Origin of the sequence: Microbacterium profundi, assembly GCF_000763375.1 — a bacterium.
GTDB classification, from domain to species: domain Bacteria; phylum Actinomycetota; class Actinomycetes; order Actinomycetales; family Microbacteriaceae; genus Microbacterium; species Microbacterium profundi.
This window is the reverse complement of sequence record NZ_JPSY01000002.1, coordinates 172,518-195,782: the sequence shown is the minus strand read 5'-3', so window position 1 is coordinate 195,782 and position 23,265 is coordinate 172,518. Positions and strand designations below refer to the sequence as shown.

Annotated in this window: 23 protein-coding genes; 10 read left to right on the top strand and 13 right to left on the bottom strand. The window is 67.4% G+C overall.

The genetic code is table 11. From position 1 onward, the window contains the following. Positions 1–45: 45 nt before the first annotated feature. Positions 46–279 carry a glutaredoxin-like protein NrdH gene (nrdH, locus tag JF52_RS0111470; protein WP_033106720.1) on the bottom strand — a complete coding sequence of 78 codons (234 nt, stop codon included), beginning with the start codon at positions 277–279 and terminating at the stop codon, positions 46–48. A 364-nt stretch (positions 280–643) separates the two neighbouring features. On the opposite strand from nrdH, the gene JF52_RS0111465 reads away from it, so the two are divergent. From JF52_RS0111465 to JF52_RS0111450, 4 genes are read left to right on the top strand one after another with little or no spacing between them, the layout of a single operon-like run. After that, positions 644–1,855, top strand: a complete 1,212-nt coding sequence (locus tag JF52_RS0111465) for an MFS transporter (RefSeq protein ID WP_033106719.1) — start codon at positions 644–646, stop codon at positions 1,853–1,855. Further along, on the top strand, positions 1,852–2,778 hold the full coding sequence (locus JF52_RS0111460) for a sugar kinase (RefSeq protein ID WP_052166991.1): 927 nt from the start codon (positions 1,852–1,854) through the stop codon (positions 2,776–2,778). The genes JF52_RS0111465 and JF52_RS0111460 overlap by 4 nt, the downstream gene beginning before the upstream one ends. A 19-nt stretch (positions 2,779–2,797) precedes the next feature. Beyond that, positions 2,798–3,589 (top strand): alpha/beta fold hydrolase, encoded by a 792-nt coding sequence (locus tag JF52_RS0111455; protein WP_052166990.1) that lies wholly within the window; start codon positions 2,798–2,800, stop codon positions 3,587–3,589. Then, positions 3,586–4,740, top strand: coding sequence for an acyl-CoA dehydrogenase family protein (locus JF52_RS0111450; protein WP_033106718.1), 1,155 nt, complete (start codon positions 3,586–3,588; stop codon positions 4,738–4,740). The genes JF52_RS0111455 and JF52_RS0111450 overlap by 4 nt, the downstream gene beginning before the upstream one ends. On the opposite strand, the gene JF52_RS0111445 is transcribed toward JF52_RS0111450, so the two are convergent. Genes JF52_RS0111445 through JF52_RS0111425 form a run of 5 tightly spaced genes read right to left on the bottom strand, consistent with a single transcriptional unit; the run spans position 4,737 to position 9,751 of the window. Further along, positions 4,737–5,465: a FadR/GntR family transcriptional regulator gene (locus JF52_RS0111445; RefSeq protein ID WP_235272418.1), complete on the bottom strand. Its 729-nt coding sequence runs from the start codon at positions 5,463–5,465 to the stop codon at positions 4,737–4,739. The two genes, JF52_RS0111450 and JF52_RS0111445, sit on opposite strands and share 4 nt — an antisense overlap. 27 nt (positions 5,466–5,492) lie before the next feature. Continuing rightward, positions 5,493–6,272 (bottom strand): 3-oxoacyl-ACP reductase, encoded by a 780-nt coding sequence (locus JF52_RS0111440; RefSeq protein ID WP_033106717.1) that lies wholly within the window; start codon positions 6,270–6,272, stop codon positions 5,493–5,495. Positions 6,273–6,307: 35 nt separating this feature from the next. Then, on the bottom strand, positions 6,308–7,663 hold the full coding sequence (locus JF52_RS0111435; protein WP_033106716.1) for an aldehyde dehydrogenase family protein: 1,356 nt from the start codon (positions 7,661–7,663) through the stop codon (positions 6,308–6,310). Further along, positions 7,660–8,415, bottom strand: a complete 756-nt coding sequence (locus JF52_RS0111430) for a gamma-glutamyl-gamma-aminobutyrate hydrolase family protein (protein ID WP_033106715.1) — start codon at positions 8,413–8,415, stop codon at positions 7,660–7,662. Before JF52_RS0111430 ends, JF52_RS0111435 begins: the two co-directional genes overlap by 4 nt. Further along, positions 8,396–9,751, bottom strand: a complete 1,356-nt coding sequence (locus JF52_RS0111425) for a glutamine synthetase family protein (protein WP_033106714.1) — start codon at positions 9,749–9,751, stop codon at positions 8,396–8,398. The genes JF52_RS0111430 and JF52_RS0111425 overlap by 20 nt, the downstream gene beginning before the upstream one ends. A 152-nt stretch (positions 9,752–9,903) precedes the next feature. On the opposite strand from JF52_RS0111425, the gene JF52_RS0111420 reads away from it, so the two are divergent. Further along, positions 9,904–11,442, top strand: a complete 1,539-nt coding sequence (locus JF52_RS0111420) for an amino acid permease (protein WP_033106713.1) — start codon at positions 9,904–9,906, stop codon at positions 11,440–11,442. 24 nt (positions 11,443–11,466) lie between these two features. On the opposite strand, the gene JF52_RS0111415 is transcribed toward JF52_RS0111420, so the two are convergent. After that, positions 11,467–11,739 carry a metal-sensitive transcriptional regulator gene (locus JF52_RS0111415; RefSeq protein ID WP_033106712.1) on the bottom strand — a complete coding sequence of 91 codons (273 nt, stop codon included), beginning with the start codon at positions 11,737–11,739 and terminating at the stop codon, positions 11,467–11,469. 77 nt (positions 11,740–11,816) lie between these two features. Here JF52_RS0111415 and JF52_RS0111410 point away from each other — a divergent pair, with 77 nt between their 5' ends. Continuing rightward, on the top strand, positions 11,817–13,112 hold the full coding sequence (locus JF52_RS0111410) for a DUF445 domain-containing protein (RefSeq protein WP_033106711.1): 1,296 nt from the start codon (positions 11,817–11,819) through the stop codon (positions 13,110–13,112). 14 nt (positions 13,113–13,126) lie between these two features. On the opposite strand, the gene JF52_RS0111405 is transcribed toward JF52_RS0111410, so the two are convergent. Genes JF52_RS0111405 through hutH form a run of 4 tightly spaced genes read right to left on the bottom strand, consistent with a single transcriptional unit; the run spans position 13,127 to position 18,389 of the window. Then, a complete protein-coding gene (locus tag JF52_RS0111405) occupies positions 13,127–14,032 on the bottom strand; it encodes an arginase family protein (RefSeq protein ID WP_033106710.1) in 906 nt (301 codons plus the stop codon). After that, complete coding sequence (gene hutI / locus JF52_RS0111400; protein ID WP_033106709.1) at positions 14,013–15,191, bottom strand: imidazolonepropionase; 1,179 nt, start codon at positions 15,189–15,191, stop codon at positions 14,013–14,015. Before hutI ends, JF52_RS0111405 begins: the two co-directional genes overlap by 20 nt. Further along, positions 15,188–16,828, bottom strand: a complete 1,641-nt coding sequence (gene hutU, locus JF52_RS0111395) for a urocanate hydratase (RefSeq protein ID WP_033106708.1) — start codon at positions 16,826–16,828, stop codon at positions 15,188–15,190. The genes hutI and hutU overlap by 4 nt, the downstream gene beginning before the upstream one ends. After that, positions 16,821–18,389, bottom strand: a complete 1,569-nt coding sequence (hutH, locus tag JF52_RS0111390) for a histidine ammonia-lyase (RefSeq protein ID WP_033106707.1) — start codon at positions 18,387–18,389, stop codon at positions 16,821–16,823. The genes hutU and hutH overlap by 8 nt, the downstream gene beginning before the upstream one ends. Positions 18,390–18,441: 52 nt before the next feature. Here hutH and JF52_RS0111385 point away from each other — a divergent pair, with 52 nt between their 5' ends. Then, positions 18,442–19,212, top strand: a complete 771-nt coding sequence (locus JF52_RS0111385) for an IclR family transcriptional regulator (protein WP_084595814.1) — start codon at positions 18,442–18,444, stop codon at positions 19,210–19,212. 94 nt (positions 19,213–19,306) lie between these two features. On the opposite strand, the gene JF52_RS17940 is transcribed toward JF52_RS0111385, so the two are convergent. Next, positions 19,307–19,441: a hypothetical protein gene (locus tag JF52_RS17940; protein ID WP_268746247.1), complete on the bottom strand. Its 135-nt coding sequence runs from the start codon at positions 19,439–19,441 to the stop codon at positions 19,307–19,309. 140 nt (positions 19,442–19,581) lie between these two features. Between JF52_RS17940 and JF52_RS0111380 the strand changes: the two genes are divergently transcribed. The 3 genes from JF52_RS0111380 (at position 19,582) to JF52_RS17300 (ending at position 21,944) form a co-directional block, all read left to right on the top strand. Further along, positions 19,582–20,505: an AEC family transporter gene (locus JF52_RS0111380; RefSeq protein WP_234000808.1), complete on the top strand. Its 924-nt coding sequence runs from the start codon at positions 19,582–19,584 to the stop codon at positions 20,503–20,505. A gap of 53 nt (positions 20,506–20,558) precedes the next feature. Continuing rightward, entirely contained in the window at positions 20,559–21,461 is a 903-nt protein-coding gene (locus tag JF52_RS0111375; protein WP_033106706.1) for a metallophosphoesterase, read from the top strand. A gap of 237 nt (positions 21,462–21,698) precedes the next feature. Continuing rightward, complete coding sequence (locus JF52_RS17300; protein WP_152594880.1) at positions 21,699–21,944, top strand: hypothetical protein; 246 nt, start codon at positions 21,699–21,701, stop codon at positions 21,942–21,944. Positions 21,945–22,008: 64 nt separating this feature from the next. On the opposite strand, the gene JF52_RS0111370 is transcribed toward JF52_RS17300, so the two are convergent. Further along, positions 22,009–23,223 carry a hypothetical protein gene (locus JF52_RS0111370; RefSeq protein WP_052166986.1) on the bottom strand — a complete coding sequence of 405 codons (1,215 nt, stop codon included), beginning with the start codon at positions 23,221–23,223 and terminating at the stop codon, positions 22,009–22,011. Between the last annotated feature and the right edge of the window lie 42 nt (positions 23,224–23,265).

The window sequence follows — 23,265 nt, the reverse complement described above, 5'->3', positions numbered from 1 at the left end:
CCCCTTTCGCTCCGGACGCTTCGACAGGCTCAGCGATCGAAGGCCCTACGCCAGACGAGAGGCGAGGGCGTCGATCTTGTCGGGACGGAAGCCCGACCAGTGGTCCTCGTCGGTGACGACGACGGGCGCCTGCATGTAGCCGAGCGCCTTGACCTGCTCGAGCGCCGAAGCGTCTTCGGAGAGGTCGTGGATCTCGTATTCGATGCCCTTGGCATCCAGAGCGCGATACGTCGCGTTGCACTGCACGCACGAAGGCTTGGTGTAGACCGTGATCGACATTTTTTCCCCTCAGATCAGAATTTTCCGGCAGACCCCCCGCCGGGAGTTCAATACTACATATGGGTACGGACATTGCGGGTGACCACAAGGGCTAGTAGTTACATCCGTGTAGTTTTCCACCGCTCTCCACTGATACAACACAGGTTGTCCACCGTTTCATCCACAGATCGCGAACTCGTTTCGGAGGTCGCGAAGCGCATGATCTCGCGGTTCTCAGGTCGTCTTCGGAGATCCATCCACAGGCCGCACGCTACGCGGGGGTTCGGACATCCGATTTCCTGTGGAGAACACTCTCCGGCGTGTCGCGGCGTGTCGTGAGCACGCCCCTGCACAGCACCTCCCGCGACCCGGGTAGCGTTGTGCCGTGGCGGGATATCGGGACCTTCTTCGCACCCCTGGGGTGGGGCGCATGATCGCCGCTCAACTGACGGCGCGCTTCCCCAGCGGCATGGCATCGTTGGCCATCCTCCTGCATGTCGAACAGCAGACCGGGTCATACGGCTCCGCCGGGCTCGTCCTCGCCGCGACGTCCGTCGGCCAAGCCGTCTCCGGCCCCGTCACGAGCCGCTGGATGGGCGCGTGGGGCATGCGCAGGGTCCTCACCCTGACCGCCGCGATCTGCACGCTCGCTGTGCTCGCGCTCGGCCTGCTGCCGCTGAACGTCGCCGGCTACATGGCGTTCGGACTCATAGCCGGCCTGTCCACTCCGCCGATCCAATCAGCCGTGCGCACCATCTACCCGAAGCTCGTCAATTCCTCCCAGCTGACGCCGCTGTTCTCGCTCGACGCCTCGCTGCAGGAGATCATCTGGATCCTCGCGCCGGTGGCCATCACCCTGGTGTCGACGCAGATCGGCACGACAGAGGGCCTCATCCTCGTGGCGATCGTCCTGGTGCTCGGATGCGGGTGGTTCATCCTCAGCCCTGAGGTGGGTCGCGTGCGCATCCCCCGCAGCCGCCGGGCCCTGGGCCGTGTGCTCCTCAAGCCACCGGTGGCGCTCGCCACCGCGATCGGGTTCCTCGTGATCGGTGCGTGTTCGGCCGTGGAGGTCGGCGTCGTCGCCACCTTCGAGCACGGCAGCCTTCAGGCCGGAGTCGTGCTCGGTATCTTCGCCTGCGGCAGCCTGGTCGGAGGACTTTCCTTCGGCCACATCCCGATCGGCCCCTGGGCGATGGCGCGACGCCTCATCATCGTCACCGTTGGCCTCGCACTCACCATGGTCATGCTCAATGCTTACTGGCTGGGCGGCGCGCTGTTCCTCGCCGGGCTCGGCGTCGCCCCTGCCCTCGCCGTGCTCTTCGCCATCACCACCGCGAGCGTGAAGTTCAGCGAGACGGCCGAGGCGTTCGGGTGGGCCGGCACCGGTCAGCTGATCGGCGCCGCCGCAGGCTCCGCCATCGCCGGATTCCTCGTCGACGGCACGGGCGGACCGCAGGGCGCGTATCTGGCCGCCGTGCTGTTCGCTATCGTCGGTGTGACGGTCTCCGTGATCTTCGTTCGGGCTCTGCCCGATCTGCGCGATCGCGATCCCAGTCCCTTCCCTGACACCGAACCAGTGGCGGTCACCCCTTCATGAGCATCCCCTCCCTTCCAGGCGCACGCCCGCCCGACCAGGCTCCAGAGGTGGTGTGCATCGGCGAGACGATGGCGCTGATCACCCCGACGGATGCTGCGCTCGCCGACGCGCACGAAGCCTCCCTCGGTCTCGCCGGCGCCGAGTCGAACGTGACCGCGGGGCTCGCCGCGGCAGGGCACCACGCCGTCTGGGCGTCCCGCCTCGGCGACGATCCGCTCGGCGTTCGCATCTCGTCGGAGCTGACCCGACGCGGTATCGAACTGTGGGTTGAACTCGACCAGGATGCCCCCACCGGCGTGATGTTCAAGGATCCGGCCGCTGAGGGCTCGTCCGTCTACTACTACCGCCGGGGGTCGGCTGCCTCGCGCATGGCGCCGGGGATGCTGTCCGCAGAGCGACTCGCCGGTGTGAGGATCGTGCACACCACCGGCATCACCCCCGCACTCTCGCCGTCCACCCGCGACATGGTCGATCGGCTGTTCGAAGATGCGCGCACCGCCGGTGCGCTGGTCTCGTTCGACGTGAACGACCGCCGCGCGCTGTGGTCGATGGAGGATGCCGCGGCCACTCTCGCCCGCCTGGCGAACGCCGCCGACATCACACTGGTCGGCCGCGACGAGGCCGAAAGGATCTGGGGCACGTCGACGGCGGAGGAGATCCGTGCCTTCCTGCCCGACTGCGACCTGCTCGTCGTGAAGGACGGCGACGTGGGCGCCACGGCCTTCCACGGCGATGCCCACCCGGTGTTCGTGCCTGCCCCAGTTGTCGATGTCGTCGAGCCCGTGGGCGCCGGCGACGCGTTCGCGAGCGGGTTCCTCGCGGCGACGCTCGAGGGCAAGCCGCTCGCCGAGCGTCTGTCCGCAGGGCACATCGCGGCCGAGCGCGTACTCACGATCGCCGCGGACATGCCGCCCATCGACTGATCACTCGTAGGCTGAAGACATGCCTGCTCCCGTCCAGCTCCCCCGAATCTCCTGGGGGAATCCCGACGCCAACAGCACCGCCCTGCTCGTGCACGGTCTCGGCTCCTCCGCCGCACTCATGTGGCGCCTGGGCGATGCGCTCGCGAACGCCGGATGGCACGCCGTCGCCGCAGACCTCCGCGGCCACGGCGACGCGCCCCGCGCCCTGGACTACACCGTGGGCGCCTATGCCGCCGACCTCGCCGCCCTCTCCCCCGCGCGGGGAGGTGCGTGGGATGCCGTCATCGGTCACTCGCTCGGCGGTGCCGCGAGCACCGTGGCCGCGGCATCCGATCCTCACTGGACGAGCAGGCTCGTCCTGATCGACCCCGCCATCCTCGTCGACGGGAAGAACGCGTCGATCGTGCGTCGCAGCCAGGAACGCGCATTCGCCGACAACCGGATCGAGGTCGTGCGGGAAGAGCATCCGCACTGGCATCCGCAGGAGTTGGAGCTCAAGGTCGACGCCGTGGTGCGGGCGAGCAGGTGGGCGGTCGAGCAGACGAGCGCACAGAACCAGCCTTGGGATGTGCGAGCGGATGCCGCGATGCTCACCGTCCCGACGCACATCATCGGCGCCGACCCCGAGGTGTACAGCCTGTTCACGGGGCAGGTGGCCGACGGGGTCCTCTCGACGAACGAGAACATCTCGATGTCGATCGTCGCCGGAGCAGGTCACTCCCCGCACCGCGACGAGCCCGACGAGACCATCCGCCAACTGCTGGAGGCACTGTCATGCGATGTACTGAGCGACCGGAGGGAGTCGAAGTGACTTTCGACCCGAAGGCTTATCTGCCCGACGACCTGCTCGACCGCATCCGGGAACGCGCGCCCATCCATGATCGGGAGAACACCTTCCCGGAACGGGATCTGGAAGAGCTTCGGGATGCCGGATACCTGAGGATCCTCGTCCCGGCCGAGCGCGGCGGCGCTGGTCTCGGGCTCGAGCAGGCCGCTGTGCTGCAGCAGCGTCTTGCGACCGCGGCACCCGCCACTGCCCTCGCGATCAACATGCACCTGGTGTGGACCGGCGTCGCGAAGGTGTTCAGCGACCGCGGCGTGCCCGGCATGGAGTTCGTGCAGGACGGCGCGACCCGCGGCGAGGTCTTCGCATTCGGGATCAGCGAGGGCGGCAACGACCTCGTCCTGTTCGGCAGTGACACGGCCGCCGTGCCGCAGGGCGACGGTTACGCGTTCACCGGCACGAAGATCTTCACCTCGCTCGCTCCGGTGTGGACCAGGCTCGGTCTGCACGGCCTCGACACCACGAGCCCCGATGCACCCAAGCTCGTGTTCGCGTTCATCGATCGCACGGATGCCGTCACCACGAGCGATGACTGGGACACCCTCGGCATGCGCGCGACGCAGAGCCGCACCACCCGGCTGGACGGCGCGGTCGCCGCGCCAGAGCACGTGGTGCGTCGCATCGATCCTGGTCCGAGCCCCGACCCGATCATCTTCGGCATCTTCAGCGTCTTCGAGCTGCTGCTCGCCTCGGTCTACACGGGCATCGCCCGTCGCGCGCTGGATCTCGCGGTGGAGACCGTGCAGAAGCGGACCTCGAAGAAGACCGGACTGACGTACAGCCAGGATCCCGACATCCGCTGGCGCATCGCGGACATGAGCCTGGCGTACGACGCGCTTCCCCCGCAGATCGCGGCGCTCGCGCGTGACGTCGACGAGCAGGCCGACAACGGCGCGCGCTGGTTCACGCTGCTGTCGGGCACCAAGCACCGGGCGGTCGTGATGGCGAAGCACGTCGTCGACGAGGCGATCCTCACCGCCGGTGGCGGCTCGTACTTCTCCTCCAACGAGCTCTCGCGGCTGTACCGCGACGTGCTCGCGGGCATGTTCCACCCCTCTGACCCGGAGTCGGCGCACTCGACCGCGGCGAGCGCACTGCTCGGCCCGCTGGAGAACTAAGCGAGAAAGCCGCGCAGCAGTGCCTCGGAGCCGGCCAGGTGATCGCGCATCGCATCCTCCGCGGCATCCGGCTGGCCCATCAGGATCGCAGTGATGATCTGTTCGTGCTGCATACCGGAATGCTCGATGTTGCGCGGGAGCAGGGGAAACGTGTCCAGCCAGGCGTTGATGCGCGCACGATTCTCCGCCACGAGTGCGACGAGCGACGAGATGCCGGCGGCTTCGGCGATCTCGAGGTGCAGGAGGGTGTCCAGTCGGCGATACTCCTCCGGCCCGGCGGGCAGGGCGGCTTCGTGCCGTGCCCACAGTCGCGATCTCACCTCCGCGTCCAGTGCGCGGCCGGCCGCGGCTCGCGCCGAGCCGCTCTCCAGCACCGATCTCAGCCCCAGCACATCGTCAAGATCGGCGGGATCCACATGCCCCGCGTCCGCCGGCACCGGCAGCGGATCGGCTACGAAGGTGCCGCCGTATCGTCCGCGGCGGGGTTCGAGGTATCCGGCATCCGCAAGTTCGCGGATCGCCTCACGCACCGTGTCGCGGCTGACGCCGTACGCTGCCGCGAGCTCGCGCTCCGGCGGGAGCGAGGCACCGGGTGCCACCACACCGAGTCTCACGGTCTGCACGAGCCGTGCGACGGTGTCTTCCAGCGTGTTGCCCCGGCGAAGCGGCCGGAACACGGCCTTGCGCACCTCGACGAGGTCGCGCTCCGAAGGATTCTCACTCACCATCTCAGTCTCTCAGAGCGCGTCCGGTCACAGCGGCGTGACGTAGGCGTTGCTGATGCCGCCGTCAACCACGAACGCACTTGCTGTGATGAACGAGGCATCGTCCGACGCGAGGAATGCGACCGCTGCCGCCAGCTCCTCCGGCTCGGCGAACCGGCCCATCGGCACGTGCACGAGCCGCCGCTGGGCGCGTTCGGGATCCTTGGCGAAGAGCTCCTGCAGCAGCGGGGTGTTGACGGGACCGGGGCACAAGGCGTTGACGCGGATGCCCTGTCGCGCGAACTGCACTCCGAGTTCGCGCGACATCGCCAATACGCCGCCCTTCGAGGCCGTGTAGCTGATCTGCGAGGTCGCAGATCCCAGCAGCGCGACGAAGGACGCCGTGTTGATGATCGACCCTCTGCCTGCTGGCACCATGTGCCGCAGCGCCGCCCGACTGCACAGATAGACGCTCTTCAGATTGACGTCCTGCACGAGGTTCCAGGCCGGCAACTCGGTGGTCTCGATCGAATCATCGGACGCCGGGGAGATGCCCGCGTTGTTGAACGCGATGTCGATGCGTCCGAACTCGGCCGCGACGCCGTCGAACAGCGCGTTCACCTTCGCCTCATCGGCCACGTCGACCGGGCGGAACGCACCCCCGATCTCGGCCGCAGCGGCCTCGCCGGTTTCCGGATCCATGTCGGCGATGACGACGAAGGCCCCTTCAGCGGCGAATCGGCGTGCCGTGGCGAAGCCGATGCCGCCGGCACCCCCGGTGATGATCGCGACGCGATCCTTGAGACGCTGAGTCAGATCGATGCTCATGTGCAGGTTCCTTCGATGCGAGTGGAGGGTCGGTATCAGTCGGTCGCGAAGAAGACGTTCTTCGTCTGTGTGAAGTGCTCCGCGGCATCCGGGCCGAGCTCTCGCCCGAGGCCGGAGGCCTTCATGCCTCCGAACGGAGTGGCGTAGCGCACGGAGGAATGCGAGTTCACCGACAGCACACCGGCATCCACTCCCCTCGTGACGCGCACGGCTCGGCCGAGGTTCTCCGTCCACACAGAACCTGCCAGACCGTAGACGGTGTCGTTGGCGAGGCGGATGCCATCGGCTTCGTCTTCGAACGGCAGCACGGAGACCACCGGCCCGAAGATCTCCTCCCTGGCGACTCTGTCTCCGGGCTGGGCGATCACCACAGCGGGGGCGAACCAGAAGCCGTCCCCGCTCGGCGCGCTTCCCCTGAACGCCACGTTCGCGCCGTCGAGGAAGGATGCGACAGTATCGCGATGCCCCGCCGAGATGAGCGGCCCCATGTCGGTTGCTTCGTCGCCCGGGTGCCCGACCCTCCACTTCTGAACGGCAGGCTCGAGCAGTTCGAGGAAGCGGTCGTAGACGCTGCGCTGCACGAGCAGCCTGCTGCGTGCACAGCAGTCCTGTCCGGCGTTGTCGAACACCGACCCAGGCACGGCCGCTGCCGCCTTCTCGAGATCAGCGTCTTCGAACACGATGTTCGCCGACTTGCCGCCGAGCTCGAGCGTGACGGGCTTGAGTGCCCGCGCGCAGCCGGCGGCGACGTCGACTCCGACCTCGGTGGATCCGGTGAAGACGATCTTGCGAACGTCCGGATGCGCGACGAGGCGCTGCCCGACGACGGAACCGGAGCCCGTGACGACCTGGAAGAGCCCGTCGGGAAGACCCGACTCCCGCGCGAGCTCACCCAACCGGATCGCCGTGAGCGGTGTGAGTTCAGCGGGCTTGAGGACCACGGCATTGCCTGCTGCAAGGGCGGGCGCGAAGGCCCAGGCCGCGATCGTCATCGGGAAGTTCCACGGCACGATCACACCGATCACGCCGTATGCCTCGTGGAAGGTGACATCGAGGCCGCCCGCCACCGGGATCTGCCGCCCTGAGAGGCGCTCCGGATCTGCGGAGTAGTAGTTGAGCACCTGTGCGACGTGGCCGGCTTCCCAGCGCGCGGCGCTGATCGGATGCCCGGAGTTGCGTACCTCGAGTTGCGCGAGTTCCTCCACCGCAGTCTCGATGCGCCTTGCGAACGACCGCAGCGCGTCGGCGCGGGCGACCGGAGCAAGAGCCGCCCAGGTGCGCTGCGCCACGACGGCACGTGCGACGGCGGCATCCACATCCTCCACGCCGGCTCGCGGCACGTCGCGAATGGGTGTCCCCGTGGACGGGTCGATCACTGTGAACGCGCTCATCGCGCCTCCTTCTCCGAGTGGGCGAACTCGCGCGCCTGCGCCACGAGGTCTTCGAACAGCCGTCGGTTCTCCGCGTTCTCTTCGGGATGCCATTGCACACCGACGAGGTAGCCGTTCGCGGAGTCCTCGACCGCCTGTACCAGGCCGTCGTCGGTGCGCGCGGAGACGACGAGGCCGTCTCCCAGGCGATCGACCCCCTGGTGGTGATAGCTGTGAACGCGCAACCCGCCGTCTCCCAGAATTCCTGCGAGTCTCGTGCCGGTGGCCACCGTCACCTCGTTCTCGGCGAACACTCCCCCGCCGAGCTTGTATCGATCGGTGCCGAGGGATTCCGGCAGATGCTGCTGCAGTGACCCGCCCCGCGCCACGTTGACGAGCTGCAGCCCGCGGCAGATGGCGAGCACCGGCATCTGCCGCCGCTCAGCGGCGTGGAACAGCGCAAGCTCCCAGGCGTCGCGATCAGTGCGCGCCGCGTCGGTCGACGGATGCCGTTCGTCACCGTACAACTCCGGCTGCACATCGGCGCCGCCGGTGAGGATGAGCCCGTGCAGCCCGGCGATCGCAGCATCCGCCGTGGTCTCGTCCTGCGGAGGCAACAGCATCGCGATGCCGCCGGACGACGTGACACTCGTCAGGTACTGTGCGGGAAGGAACGACGCCCTCACGTCCCACACCCCTTGCTGCGCGCGTTCCAGGTAGGTCGTGACGCCGATCAACGGCCGGACCGCGTCTTCAGAGCCGTTCGAAACCACGGATGCGCTCCCAGTCTGTGACGGCGGCATCGAAGGCCGCCACCTCGATGCGCGCCTGGTTCAGATAGTGCTCGACCACGTCGTCGCCGAACGCGGCGCGAGCGACCGTCGACTCGCTGAACAGCCGTGCGGCCTCACGCAGCGTCGTCGGCAGATGCTCCACCTCGGCCGTATAGGCGGACCCTTCCAGCCGTGGGGGAAGCTCCAACTCGTTCTCGATCCCGTGCAGGCCTCCGGCGATGATCGCTGAGATGCCGAGGTACGGATTCACGTCGCCTCCCGGAACCCTGTTCTCCACTCGGAGCGACGGGCCGTGACCGATCACGCGCAGAGCGCAGGTTCGATTGTCGATTCCCCAGGCCACGCCGGTCGGCGCGAAGCTCCCGTCGGCGAAGCGCTTGTAGGAGTTGATGGTTGGTGCGTAGAGAAGTGTGAACTCGCGCATCGTCGCGAGGATGCCTGCGATCCAGTGCTCCATCAGCGGACTGAAGCCGTGTGCACCGTCGCCAGCCATGACAGCCCCGCCGTCGGCACCCCGGACCGACAGGTGGATGTGGCAGCTGTTGCCCTCACGCTCGTTGAACTTCGCCATGAAGGTGAGCGACTTTCCGTGCTGCTCCGCGATCTCCTTCGCCCCGTTCTTGTAGATCGTGTGCTGGTCGGCCGTCTCGCGCACTTCGGCGAAGCGGAACGCGATCTCCTGCTGGCCGAGGTTGCACTCCCCCTTCACGCCTTCGTTGTACATGCCGGCAGCGTCCATGCTGTTGCGGATGTCACGCAGCAGCGGCTCCAGGCGTGTGGTGGCGAGCAGGTTGTAGTCGACGTTGTAGTCGGTCGAGGGCGTGAGCCCCTCGTACTTGCGCGCCCAGGCTTCGCGATAGGTGTCGTCGAACACGATGAACTCGAGCTCGGTGCCGCTGAACGCGGTCCAGCCCCGCTCGGCGAGGCGGTCGCGCTGCCGGTCGAGGATGGCGCGCGGCGAGGGCGCGACCGGACGCCCGTCGCCCCAGACGAGGTCTGCCATCACCAGCGCCGAACCTTCGATCCACGGGATCCGCCGGAGCGTCGCCGGATCCGGACGAAGCACCATGTCGCCGTACCCCTTGTCCCAACTCGACATCGCGTAACCGTCCATGGTGTTCACATCGACGTCGACCGAAAGCAGGTAGTCGCAGGATTCGGCGCCATGGTCGAGGACCTCCTCGCGGAACAGCCGCGCGGAGATGCGCTTTCCGGTGAGTCGGCCCTGCGCGTCGCCGAACGCGACGATCACGGTGTCGATCTCGCCGTTCGCGATCGCTTCGTCCAACTGCTCGACGCTGAGGTTTCCCGGCATTGATCCGCTCCCGTCCTGTGAGATCCGGCATGCACCGAACCCTTCGCACCCTAGAACACTTTCTCATTTAAAGGTAGACGGAACCGACCATTGAGTGCCACACTCTCGTGCAGGGCGCAGCCCGCGTCTGTCCAGGTGCGAACGGAGTTCGGATGTCTGAGCAACACAGTGGGTCCCGCAAGGTCGCTGGGGCGACCTATACGCCGGCCGGCAGCGACTACTTCAAGAAACGGACATTGAAGCGCAGCGCCGGAGTGTGGGGCCTTTGGGGACTGGCAGTGGCAGCAGTCATCTCCGGTGACTTCTCCGGTTGGAACTTCGGAATCGACTTCGCGGGCTTCGGCGGGATGCTGATCGCCTTCGCGATCCTCGTGATCATGTACTACGGCATGATCTTCTCGATCGGGGAGATGGCTGCCGCGATGCCGCACACCGGCGGCGCATACTCATTCGCACGTTCCGCCCTCGGCCCGTGGGGTGGCCTGGTCACCGGAGCCGCCGAGACGATCGAGTACGTGGCCACCACGGCGGTGATCGTCTACTTCTCGGCATCGTATGCGAACGGCATCACCGCCGAACTGCTGGGGTTCACGCTGCCGGGTTGGGCCTGGTATCTGATCCTCTACGTCGCCTTCATCGCGTTGAATTCCGCGGGCGCCGCGATCTCCTTCCGCTTCGCGATCATCGTCTCGATCATCTCGATCGCCATCATCGTGGTGTTCTCTCTCATGGCGGCCTTCTCCGGGGCGTTCAGTTGGGACAGCCTGTGGAACATCGCGCCTGACCCCGGCCAGACGGCGTTCCTGCCGCACGGCGTGCTGCCGATCCTGTTCGCTCTGCCTTTCGCGATGTGGTTCTTCCTCGGTATCGAGGAGCTCCCACTCGCCGCAGAGGAATCGCACAACCCGACTCGCGACATCCCGAAGGCCGGCTTCTGGGCACGCGGCACCCTGATCGTGACCGGTCTGCTCGTGCTGTTCCTCAACACCGGCGTGCTCGGAGCCGAGGCGACGGGCGTCGCCGGAGAGCCGTTGCTCGACGGGTTCCGCGCGATCGTCGGCGACCAGTTGGCGGCAGTGCTCGCCCTGTTCGCATTGATCGGGCTGCTCGCATCGTTGCAGGGCATCATGTTCGCGTACGGCCGCAACATGTATTCGCTCTCCCGTGCCGGCTATTACCCGCGCTTCCTGTCCCTGACCGGCAAGCGTCAGACGCCGTGGGTCGCCCTCACCGTCGGTGCCGGTATCGGTTTCGTCGCGCTGGTCGTGCTCGACATCCTCGGCACCTCCGGTATCGGAGCCGTGGCCGGGGCGATCGTGCTGAACATCGCCGTCTGGGGTGCTGTGCTCGCGTACGGCCTGCAGCTGGTGTCGTTCATGATCCTGCGTCGCAAGTACCCGAACGCCGATCGTCCGTATCGCAGTCCGTGGGGCGTACCGGGTGCGGCGGTCGCGCTGCTGATCGCCGTACTGATCTTCGTGGGCTTCCTGTTGAACCCCACATTCGGCCCGGCGATCATCGCGATCGCGATCGTCTACGTGATCATCCTGCTCGGGTTCGGACTGTTCTTCCGGCACCGACTGGTGCTCTCTCCCGAAGAGGAGTACGCGCTGTCCGGTGGAGAGCACCGCGATCCGCAGGTCGAGGGGTACGAGGCCATGGAGGACGAGGTCTTCGACTCGAAGCCGTGATGAACGGGCGGCGAGGAGCGCGCGTCACTTCCGGTCGAACTCGAATGCCTTCAGCAGCTCTCCGACCGCCTGCTCGCGCTGCTCGCCGCCCTCATCGAACATGTGCGTCACGTGGGTGCGTAGATGGTTCTCGAGCAGCAGGCGGTTGAGGGATTCCAGCGACTTCTGGATCGCGCGGGACTGCGTGATGATGTCCATGCAGTACTCCTCGCTCTCGATCATCCTGGCGACCCCGCGCAGTTGACCTTCGAGGATGCTGGTGCGGTGCAGCGCACGCTTCTTGATGTCTTCGATCACGGTTCGAGGGTACCCCGGGTCGACGCTCCCTGAGCTTGTCGAAGGGTCGGCACGCTGCGCGTGCGAGGATGGCACACATGCCGCGCACTCCGATGGCCCTGCTCTCTACCGCTGATCAGGAGCGCCTGCGGGCCCTTCGCCGCATGAAGGCGATCGCGATCGGCGCGCTCGTGTTCATGGCGGTCGTCTTCGTCTTCGCGTTCGCATTCCAGGAGCGACTGGGCTGGCTCGGCTATGTGCGCGCGGCCGCCGAGGGCGGCATGGTCGGCGCGCTCGCCGATTGGTTCGCCGTCACCGCGCTGTTCCGGCGCCCGCTCGGCCTGCCCATCCCGCACACCGCCATCATCCCCAATCGCAAGGACGAGATCGGTCGCACCCTCGGCGAGTTCGTGGAGACGAACTTCCTCGCCGCTGACGTCGTGCGCACCAAGCTCGCCTCGACGGCGATCGCCAGGCGCGCGGGCGAGTGGCTGCAGCACCCTTCGACAGGCTCAGGGACCTCGCACGCCGAGCGCGTTGCGGCCGAGGGCGCGACGATCGCCACCGCCGTGCTGAACGCGCTCAGCGACGACGACGTGCGCGATCTCATCGCCGATCTCGCCCGCGAACATCTCGTGCAGCCGGAGTGGGGCCCTCCCGCAGGTGTCTGGCTGGAGAAGATCGTCGACGCAGATGCCCACCACGGCGCCGTCGATCTCGCCGCGGACAGCATCGCGACCTGGCTGGACTCGAATGCCGGATCCTTCACGGGTCTGGTCTCGCGTCGTCTGCCCTCATGGGTGCCGCGTCTCGCGCACCGGTTCGTCGACGACACCGTCTATCACGAGGCGGTCAAGTTCGTGCACGCCGTGCAGGACGATCCGCAGCATCCGGCACGGCTCGCGATCGACGGCTATCTGGCCCGCCTGGCCGACAACCTCCAGAACGATCCGGCGACTCGCGCGAAGCTCGAGAACGCGAAGGCGTCGCTGTTCGACAGCCCCCGGGTCGGCGCGTTGGCCGCGGAGGCGTGGAACACCGCCAAGGCGGGACTGCTGACGGCGCTGGCCGATCCCGCGAGTGGGCTGCGCGTGCGCGCCGCGCGTGCCGTGCAGGAGGTCGGCGAGCGCCTGACGACGGATGCCGCGTTGCAGACCCGCGTCGACACGTGGGTGTCCGAGGCCGCCGTGTTCCTCGTCGACCGCTACCGGCACGACATCGCGTCGATCATCACCGAGACGGTCGAACGCTGGGATCCAGCCGAGACGACCGAGAAGATCGAGCTCATGGTCGGGCGCGATCTGCAGTACATCCGCCTGAACGGCACCGTGGTCGGCGCCCTGGCCGGCCTTGCGATCTTCTCCATCGCGCAGGCTGTGATTCCGGGAGTCTGAGGGCCGGATACGGCTCAGCGCGCGGCGAGACCCGCCAGCAACTCCAGCACGCACAGTGCCGCGAGGCGCACAGTGCGGCCATCCGCCGAATCGGCCGTGGCATCGACCTCGGCGATGTCGGCGCTGACGACGCGGGCGTCGCCCGCGAGGGCGCGCACCAGCGCTCGCAGCTCGTACGCCGCGAGACCTCCCGGCACACTCGCTGGGCACCCCGGCACGACCGATCGATCCGCCGCATCGACGTCGACGTCGAGATGGATGCGTGCCTCAGCATCCACCCCCGCGATCTCATGCGCTTCGCTCGCGACGTCGGCGATGCCGCGACGGCGCAGCTCGTCGAGCGTGATGACGCGGATGCCCCAGTCGGCCGCACGCCGCGCATACGCCGGGGAGTTCGCATAGTCGGCGATTCCGATCTGCACGATCCGCGCAGGGTCGATGCGCTCGCTCTCCGGTGCGTCCTCGACCAGGCGGCGCACCGGCGAGCCGTTCGAGATGCCGTCGCGCAGGTCGAGATGCGCATCGATCGTGATGAGCCCGTTCGTCCGGGCGCCGCGCGCGACAGGGTAGGTGAGGGAGTTGTCGCCGCCGAGTGCGATGACGAGGTCTGCGGTCGCCGACAGCTCCTGCACGCGGTCGACGGTGCTCGCGATTCCGGCGTCGCCGTCCGGCTCGGTGATGTCGCCGGCATCCACGATGCGCAGCGCGGTGTCGAGGTCGACGACCGGCGGTCCCATCAGGGTCGCGCTGTACCGCGACAGGGCCTCGCGGATCGCGGCGGGTGTCGAGTGCGCACCCGTCGGCGAGAGCGAGGTGCGCCATGTCGGAACACCCAGGATCGCAGCATCGGCCCGCTCTCCCACCGTGGCCGCCGGCCAGCCACCGGCCCGCGGCCAGAGATCATCGTGTGTGAGAGCCATGGGATGCTCCGTCCTTCCAGACTCGAGTGACCAGTGGCACGCCAGGGCGGTACGAGAGGTGCACGTGGCTCGGAGCATCGAGCAGCACGAGATCTGCGCGGGAGCCCGGGGAGATGCGGCCGACGTCATCTCGGCGCAGGGCTCGCGCTCCCCCGGCGGTCGCCGCCCACAGGGCCTCGACGGGTGTCATGCCCATGTCGCGCACGGCGATCGCGATGCAGAACGGCATCGATGAGGTGAAGCTCGAGCCGGGATTCGTGTCGCACGCGAGCGCGACCGTGACGCCGGCGTCGATCAGCCGCCGTGCGTCCGGATACGGCTGACGGGTGGAGAACTCCACACCGGGCAGCAGTGTCAGCACGGTGTCTGATCCCGCGAGCGCAGCGACATCGTCATCGGTCAGGTAGGTGCCGTGGTCTATGGATGCTGCGCCCAGCTCGACGGCGAGCCGCACACCTCCCCCGGGGCCGAGCTGACTGGCATGAACCCGGGGGATGAGCCCGCTCGCGATCCCCGCTTCCAGCACTCTGCGCGACTGCTCGACGGTGAAAGCACCCGTCTCGCAGAACACGTCGATCCATCGTGCGTGCGGAGCGCAGGCCTCAAGCATGGGACCGGTGACGAGGGCGACATACGCATCCGGATCGTCGACGTACTCCGCCGGAACGACATGCGCACCGAGGAATGTGACCTCCGGCGTCACCTCGGCGGCAAGACGCACGAGACGCTCCTCGTCGTCGACCGTCAGTCCGTAGCCGCTCTTAATCTCCACCGTCGTCGTGCCCTGCGCGAGCATCTCGTCCATGAATCCACGCAGGCGTGTGCGCAACTCGTCATCGGATGCCGACCGCGTCGCAGCCACGGTCGAACGAATGCCGCCCGCGGCATACTTCTGCCCCGCCATCCGTGCCTCGAACTCAGCAGCGCGGTCGCCGGCGAACACGAGATGGCTGTGGCTGTCCACGAACCCGGGGATCACCGCACGTCCGGCCGCATCGACGACCTCGACCCCTTCGACAGGCTCAGGGATCGTCCCGGTGTCTGCGACCGCTCCCGACCACGCGACCCGGCCGTCTTCGATCAGCACCGCGGCGTCGTGCAGCGTGCCGGCGTCGGTGTTCGTCGTCAGCTCACCGATGTTCGTGATGAGAGTGTTCACAGCATCGGCACCTTCAGGCCGCGCTCGCGGGCGATGTCACGTGCGTGTTCGTACCCGGCGTCGACGTGGCGCATGACGCCCGTGCCGGGGTCGTTCGTGAGCACTCTTTCGAGCTTCTCGGCGGCCAGCGCGGTGCCGTCTGCGACGCACACCTGGCCGGCGTGGATGCTGCGCCCGATGCCGACGCCTCCGCCGTGATGCAGCGACACCCAGGACGCACCGGATGCCGTGTTGAGCAGGGCGTTCAGCAGCGGCCAGTCGGCGATCGCATCGGAGCCGTCCTTCATCGCCTCGGTCTCGCGGTACGGCGAGGCGACCGACCCCGAGTCGAGGTGGTCGCGTCCGATCACGACAGGTGCCTTCAGTTCGCCGGACGCCACCATCTCGTTGAACTTCAGCCCCGCGAGATGCCGTTCCTTGTATCCCAGCCAGCAGATGCGTGCGGGCAGACCCTCGAAATGGACTTTCTCGCCCGCCTGTTCCAGCCAGCGGTGCAATGCAGCATCCTCCGGGAACAGTTCCGCGATGGCGCGGTCCGTCTTGTAGATGTCCTCCGGGTCACCGGACAGCGCCACCCAGCGGAAGGGCCCTCTGCCCTCCTCGAACTGCGGGCGGATGTACGCCGGCACGAAGCCGGGGAACTCGAAGGCCCGCTCGAATCCCCCGAGCTCCGCCTCGCGGCGGATGGAGTTGCCGTAGTCGAAGACCGCGGCGCCGGCATCCTGGAATCCGACCATCGCCGCGACGTGCTCAGTCATCGACGTGCGCGACCGGCGGGTGAAGTCCTCCGGGTCCCGATCCGCTTCGGCCTTCCACTGCTCGACCGGGACGCCGATCGGCAGGTAGGCGAGCGGGTCGTGCGCGCTGGTCTGGTCGGTCACGATGTCGATCGGGACTCCTCGGCGCAGCAATTCGGGGAAGACCTCGGCGGCGTTGCCGACGACTCCGACGGAAAGCGCCTCGCCGGCATCTTTGGCGGCGAGGACGCGTGCCACCGCAGCATCGAGATCGGCGGTGTACTCGTCAAGATATCCGTGCTCGACGCGGCGGGCAAGGCGCGTCTGATCCACGTCGACGATGAGCACGACGCCGTCGTTCATGGTGACGGCCAGCGGCTGCGCCCCGCCCATACCGCCCGCGCCGGCGGTCAGCGTGAGGGTGCCTGCGAGCGACTCGCGCCCGAGCGAGCGCGCCACAGCCGCGAAGGTCTCGTAGGTGCCCTGCAGGATTCCCTGCGTGCCGATGTAGATCCATGACCCGGCGGTCATCTGCCCGTACATCGTGAGCCCCAGCGCCTCGAGCCGGCGGAATTCGGGCCAGGTCGCCCAGTCGCCGACGAGGTTCGAATTGGCGATCAGCACGCGCGGCGCCCATTCATGGGTGCGGAACACGCCGACCGGCTTGCCGGACTGCACGAGCAGCGTCTCGTCCGGCTCGAGCTCGTCGAGCGTGCGCACGATCGCGTCGTACGCCTCCCACGAGCGCGCGGCCCTGCCGGTGCCGCCGTACACGACGAGGTCTTCCGGATGCTCGGCGACCTCCGGGTCGAGGTTGTTCATCAGCATCCGCTTGGCCGCCTCAGCGCCCCAGCTCTTCGCGGTGCGCTCAGCGCCTCTGGCTGCGTGGATCTCAGGCATGTGCGTTCTCCTTCGCTGTCCGGGCGACGGCGCCCGATCGGACGAGGTCGGTGACGGCTTCGATCTCGGGCGAGAGGAAGCGATCGGGACCTGGCCCCTCGGCCACGGTGCGCACCAGGTCGCGCACGGCCCCGGTGGCCGGCCCTGCTTCCAGGGGACCGCGCAGGTCGAGAGCACGAGCGCCGGTGAGCACTTCGATCGCGAGCACGCGGGTCAGCCCGTCGATCGCGCGACGGAGCTTGCGTGCGGCCGCCCACCCCATCGACACGTGATCCTCCTGCATCGCTGACGACGGGATGGAATCGACGGATGCCGGGACCGCGAGGCGCTTCAGCTCGGAGACGATCCCCGCCGCGGCGTACTGCGCGATCATGAGCCCGGAATCGACTCCCACCTCGTGCGCGAGGAACGGCGGGAGGCCGCGGCTGCGCGCCGGGTCGAGCGCGCGGTCGGTGCGGCGCTCGGAGACGCTCGCGACATCGGCGACGCTGATCGCGAGGAAGTCGAGCACGGCGGCGACCGGCGCGCCATGGAAGTTGCCGTTCGACTCGATCCGCCCGTCGACGGTGATGACCGGGTTGTCGATGACGCTGGCGAGCTCGCGCGAGGCGATGGCTGCCGCATGCTCCATCGTGTCGCGGGCGGCACCGTGCACCTGCGGCGAACAGCGCAGCGAGTAGGCGTCCTGCACGCGCCCGTCCTCGGGGCCCGCGTGGCTGGCGACCATCGGCGAACCGGCGAGGAACGACCGCAGGTTCGCTGCGGAGCGTGCCTGTCCGGTCTGCGGACGCAGCGCCATGAGGTCGGCGGCGAACACGGCGTCCGTGCCGAACTGGCTCTCGATCGACATGGCCGCCGCGAGGTCAGCGGTCGTGAGCAGCATCTCGAGGTCGTGCAGGGCGAGCAGCAGCATCCCCAGCATCCCGTCGGTGCCGTTGATGAGGGCGAGTCCCTCCTTCTCGACGAGCACGAGCGGCTCGATGCCCGCGGCGGCGAGAGCGTCGGATGCCGCCATCTCGGTCCCTGAGCCTGTCGAAGGGCCTGAGCCTGTCGAAGGGCCTGAGATGCGCACGGCCCCCTCACCGATCGCGGCGAGCGCGATGTGTGCGAGCGGGGCGAGGTCGCCTGAGCAGCCGAGGGAACCGTACTCGCGCACGACGGGGGTGATGCCGGCATTGAGCATCGCGGCGTACGTCTCCGCCACGACGGGCCTGACACCTGTGCGACCGGAGGCGAGCGTCTGCAGACGCAGCAGCTGCAGGGCGCGCACCACCTCGATCTCGACCTCGGCGCCGGTCCCTGCCGCATGGGAGCGGATGAGGCTCGCCTGCAGCTGATGGCGACGCTCGGGCGCGATGAACGTCGTGGCGAGCGCGCCGAAGCCGGTGGACACGCCGTAGTGAGGGTGCGGATCCGCGGCGAGCGCATCGATCACATCGCGCGTCTCGGCGATCCGGTCGATCGCCCCTTCATCGAGCGAGACAGGGGCACCGTGACGGGCGACGGCGACGACGTCTGCGGGTGACAGCGGCGCAGCACCGACGAGAACGGGTTCAGTCATGCCTTGATTCCACACCGCGCCGATGGCGTCGGACAGCGGTCCGTGACATCCTGTGTCTGTGATCCCAGACAGTGCTCGCACGGCGCAGGTGCCGGCGGCCGACCAGACCCTGCGCATCCTGCGTTACATGGCCGGGCGTCCGGCGCCCGTCGCGGCTTCTGCGATCGCCCGGGAGCTGCAGCTTCCACGATCGACGATCCACCACCTGCTGAACACGCTCAGCGCGCACGGATTCGTGCTGCACCTGCGTGAGGAGCGTCGCTGGGCCCTGGGGACGACGGCATCCGAACTCGCCGGGGGCTTCGCCCGTCAGCAGCCGCTCGCACGGCTCGGACGCCCTCTGGTCGCGGCCCTCGCCGATCGTCTGGGTGAGAGCACGCATCTGGCGGTGCTGAGCGGCGCCGATGTCGTGTACATCGTCGAGGAGCGCGCGCCGAGGCGACCCGCCCTCGTCACGGACGTCGGAGTCCGCCTGCCCGCGCATCTCACGGCGACGGGGCGGGCGATGCTCGCCGCGCTCCCCCGCGAGCAGGTGCGCGCCCTGTACCCGGACGCCGCGGCGTTCTCGACTCGCGCCGGCGAGCCGATGCGGCCGGCAGATCTGCGTGAAGTGCTGCGCAGCGTGCGTGCGGCGGGCTTCGCCGCAGAGCACGGCGAGGTGACCGCGGGGATCCGATCGGCGGGGGCGGCAGTGCTCGACGCATCCGGCTGGCCGCTCGCCGCGGTCGCCGTGACGTGGGCCGATGGAGCGGGCCCTGCAGAGTCGGATGCCGCCGCCGCAGTGCGCGAGACGGCGGCAGAGCTCCAGCGCCGCCTGCGCTGATCCGCTCGGCCCGAAAGCACGGCCCAAAAGGTGGAGGGGGCCGCCGGGCCACCCGCCCGACGACCCCCTCCACAGGAACCGGCTCAGTGTCCGATCAGCCGTTCGCGCCCTTGCGGGGCTTGAGGAATGTGGCCGGCTCCTGCTTCGCGCGCTTCGCCGCTCGCTTCTCCTTCAGCGATGACTGCGCAGTCTTCTTTCCTGCTTTTGGGTTGGGTGTCTTTCCAGACATCGGGACTCGCTTCCCCTCTCGTTCGGCTGGCGGTGTAACCCATGACCATAGCCGGTTCCACGGGGAAGTCAAATTACCCGGTGAGGAGGAAAAAACCGAAACCGGATCGCATGGGCGGATCGAGTGAGCACTACGCTCTAATGGTGCTCGATACTCTCACCGGATTCGTGGTTGTGGGACTCGCGATCGCCGTCGGGTACATCGTCGGCCGCATCGATTTGCTCGGCGAACACGCACGGCACGTGCTCGGTCGACTGACGTTCTTCGTGCTGTCACCGTTCCTGCTGTTCACCGTGCTCGCACAGGCCGACGCCAAGGTGCTGTTCTCCTCGCTGCTGCCGGTGTCGGCGATCGCGGCGGTGCTCGTGATCGCTGTATACGCGGTGATCGCCAGGCTGATCTGGAAGCGCGACGTCGGCGAGAGCGTGATCGGCGCGCTCTCTGCCGGCCAGGTCAACTCCAACAACATCGGCATCCCGCTCTCGCTCTACCTGCTGGGCAGCGCCGCCTATCCTGCACCGGTGATCCTGATGCAGCTGCTGGTCTTCACGCCGGTCTCCCTCACGATCCTCGATGCCGTCACCAGCGGGAGGACCTCGGCATGGCGCACGTTCGTGCGCACGGCGACGAATCCGATCATCCTGGGCTCCGCTCTGGGTACGCTCGTCTCGGTACTCGGCATCGATCTGCCGCCGATCGTGATGGAGCCCGCTGTCCTCCTGGCGAACGCCTGCGTGCCGGTGCTGCTGATCAGCTACGGCATCTCGCTGCACGGTCAGCGGGTTCTCGGCTCCTCGGGCCACCGCCGCGACGTGCTGCTCGCCAGCGTGCTCAAGCTGCTCGTCATGCCTCTGCTTGCCTGGGTCGTCGCCCAGTTCGTGTTCGGCCTGTCCGCCCACGAGGTGCTGATCGTCGTCGTGCTCGCGGCGCTTCCGACCGCGCAGAACGTCTTCAACTACTCTCAGCGCTACGACATCGGCGAGTCCATCTCACGCGACACGGTGTTCATCACGACGATCGGATGCGTGCCGGTGCTGCTGGCCGCGACGTTGCTGCTGGGATAGGCCTGCGGGTCAGAACTCTTGGGCTGAGGGCTCGGGCCTGCAAGAGTGTGAGCATGAGCGCACTCCGCATCCTGCATCTCAGTGACACGCACTTCTCGGGCGACGGCGGCCGCCACTACGGCGTGGTCGACACCGCCGAGCACCTGCGCCGCGCGCTCTCGCACGTGGCGCACCTCACGTTCGACCTCGTCGTCGTGTCGGGCGACGTGAGTCAGGACGGTTCCGAGGCGTCGTATCGGCAGATCCGGGATGCTGTCACGCCGTGGACTCTCGCCCGCGGCGCCCGCCCTGTGTTCGCGATGGGCAATCATGATCGGCGCGACGCCTTCCGCGCGGTGCTGGGCGAAGGACAGCCCGATGCCGACGAGGTGCCCCTGGGAGGAATCGACCTCGACCGCCCTGTGGCATCGCTCGTCGAGCAGGACGGCTGGCGGATCGTGGTGCTCGACAGCTCGGTGCCCGGTGCCGGCTACGGCGCTCTGGATCCCGAGCAGCTGTCATTCCTCCGCGAAGCGATCTCAGAGCCCGCCCCGCACGGAACCGTAGTGGTCGTGCACCACCCGCCGCTGCGCGCGCAGACCGACCTGCTGCAGGCACTCGCCCTCGACGAGCACGATGGGCACGAGCTGCTCGACATCGTGCGGGGCACCGACGTGCGCGTCATCCTCAGCGGCCACTATCACCTGCCGATCACCGAGATCGTCGGGGGCGTGCCGGTGACGGTGGCGCCCGGTGTGACGAACCTCTCGCGAGCGTTTGCCGATCCGGCGGAGGAATCCGCGATCGACGGCTTCGGCGGCGCGGTCGTGACCGTAGGCGAAGGCAGCGTACGCGTGGTGCCGTTCGTCGAGAGGCTGACTCCGGACGATGTCGTCTTCCACTACGACGCCGACGTGGTGGCGCAGATCATTCAGGATTCCGGACCGCCGACTGAGCGACCGGCGCCGCAGCCCTGAACGCAGAACAGGCCCCGCCGGAGCGGAGCCTGTTCTTCACTGTCTCAACACAGTGTGGGGGTCCTAGGTGCTTACTCGAAAACAAATGAGATAACTCGTCAAATTTGTTCTCTACTCGAGAAGGCACGGTCGGAACGTTTAGTACGAGAACCAACTATAGCCAAGATTCGAACGCCGAAGGAACTACCCGGTGAGGTCCAGCAATCCATCGTGGACGGATACCGGTCGGGAGCTTCGATGAAGGAACTGGCACGAGTCTTTGGGGTTCATCGGACCACCATTCGTGCAGCACTGGATCGACATGGTGAACCGGTTCGGGTTCGGACGATCTCATCAGTGCAGGTTGCTACGGCCAGCCGGCTCTACCTGTCCGGACTGTCGCTTACGGCGGTTGGCGAGAAGCTCGGCTTCGACGCACAGACCATCGCGAATCATCTTCACCGCATCGGCGTTCCCGTTCGGGAGCCACACGAGCGTGTCTGATGACTGCAACACCTCACTGATTATGAACAAACGGGCGAAAAAGTCAATCCTCTGCCCATCCAGCTCAAGTGCTGGACTTGGAACTGCTCTTCGCGCCTACGACTACGGAGAGCGCAATGGCGCCAACCGAGCCGATCCCGATCAGCGCCTTCTGGCCGATCTCCTTGCCCGCGGTCGTCCGCTGTTTCGGATCACGGAAGGCCTCACGCCGCGAGGGCGTGGTCAGAGCATCCCGCGTCGACTCGATCCCGAGCGGGCTGTGGAAGTCATCAATACTGGCGGCAGCCGAGTTGAGCGAACCGGCCACCGCGCGCGCGGCACCAGCGTGAAGAAGGATGTTTTCGTTCGCGATGCCACCGGCAGCATCCATCTGCGCCATCAGGTGGGTTGTATGCCCGACCACAGCAGACCGGCGCTGCTCACGGGCAGCAGCGACACCGAGGCGGTGACCTGCAAGGTTCTCTGGAGCCGTGGCAAGCACGTGGTCGATCTCGACGATGCGAAACTCGTCTTGGAGCTCGAAGCACCGTGCAAGAACGGCAAGTTGTACTGCCACCTCGCGTTCTATCTCTTGGGTGGCTCTCTTGAGCTCCCCGGCCTTGCGTTTTCCCTCAACCTTGTCAGCCAACGCCCCCAGGGCCAGCAACGCTTCCTCCTGCACATTCAAGATGGATTCGGATACGCCGCTCACTTTGTCCCATGTCGTCTTGGGGTCTCCACCGTGCGCTCGAAGCACCACTGCTTCGTCGATGGCTGCCGCCGCGCTCCTCATCTGGGCAAGCACAGCGTCCCGCTGCGCGCGCCGCACGTCGTCAAGCTTCTCGTCAATGCGGACCAACAGCTCTTTCAGCTCGCGCGCTTCCGCCTGCTGTGCGGCTTGACTCATGAGTCCGCCGACACCGGAGAGCACCGAAGGATTGGACAGCAACGAGCCGGAACCGTCCTCGACTTGGAGCCACTTGAGCGAGTTCTTACCTGTTTCCCCGAGCATCGCGTGGCTGATGCCCTTTGTCTTTGTCTTCATGAGGCCACCAGCATCTTTGAGCCGTTTCGCGGACTCGGGCGTGAGCTTGAGATACAGCGCAGATTGTTCCGCTACCCCAGCCGCAGTCTCCGCGATGTCCGCTCCGGCTTTCAACAGCGGCCGAAGCTTTCTCAGACTGAATTCGCTGGCGTAGGGCAGCAGACCTGCGCGCTCAAGGAAGCGCTCTACTGCCGAAGGTTCGCCCGTCACGACGACGCCGTCACCGTCGCCGATGAGCTCGACTTCACCTGCCATGGCATAGTCCCTTCGTAGCCTCCTGTAAATCTATCGGGAGTC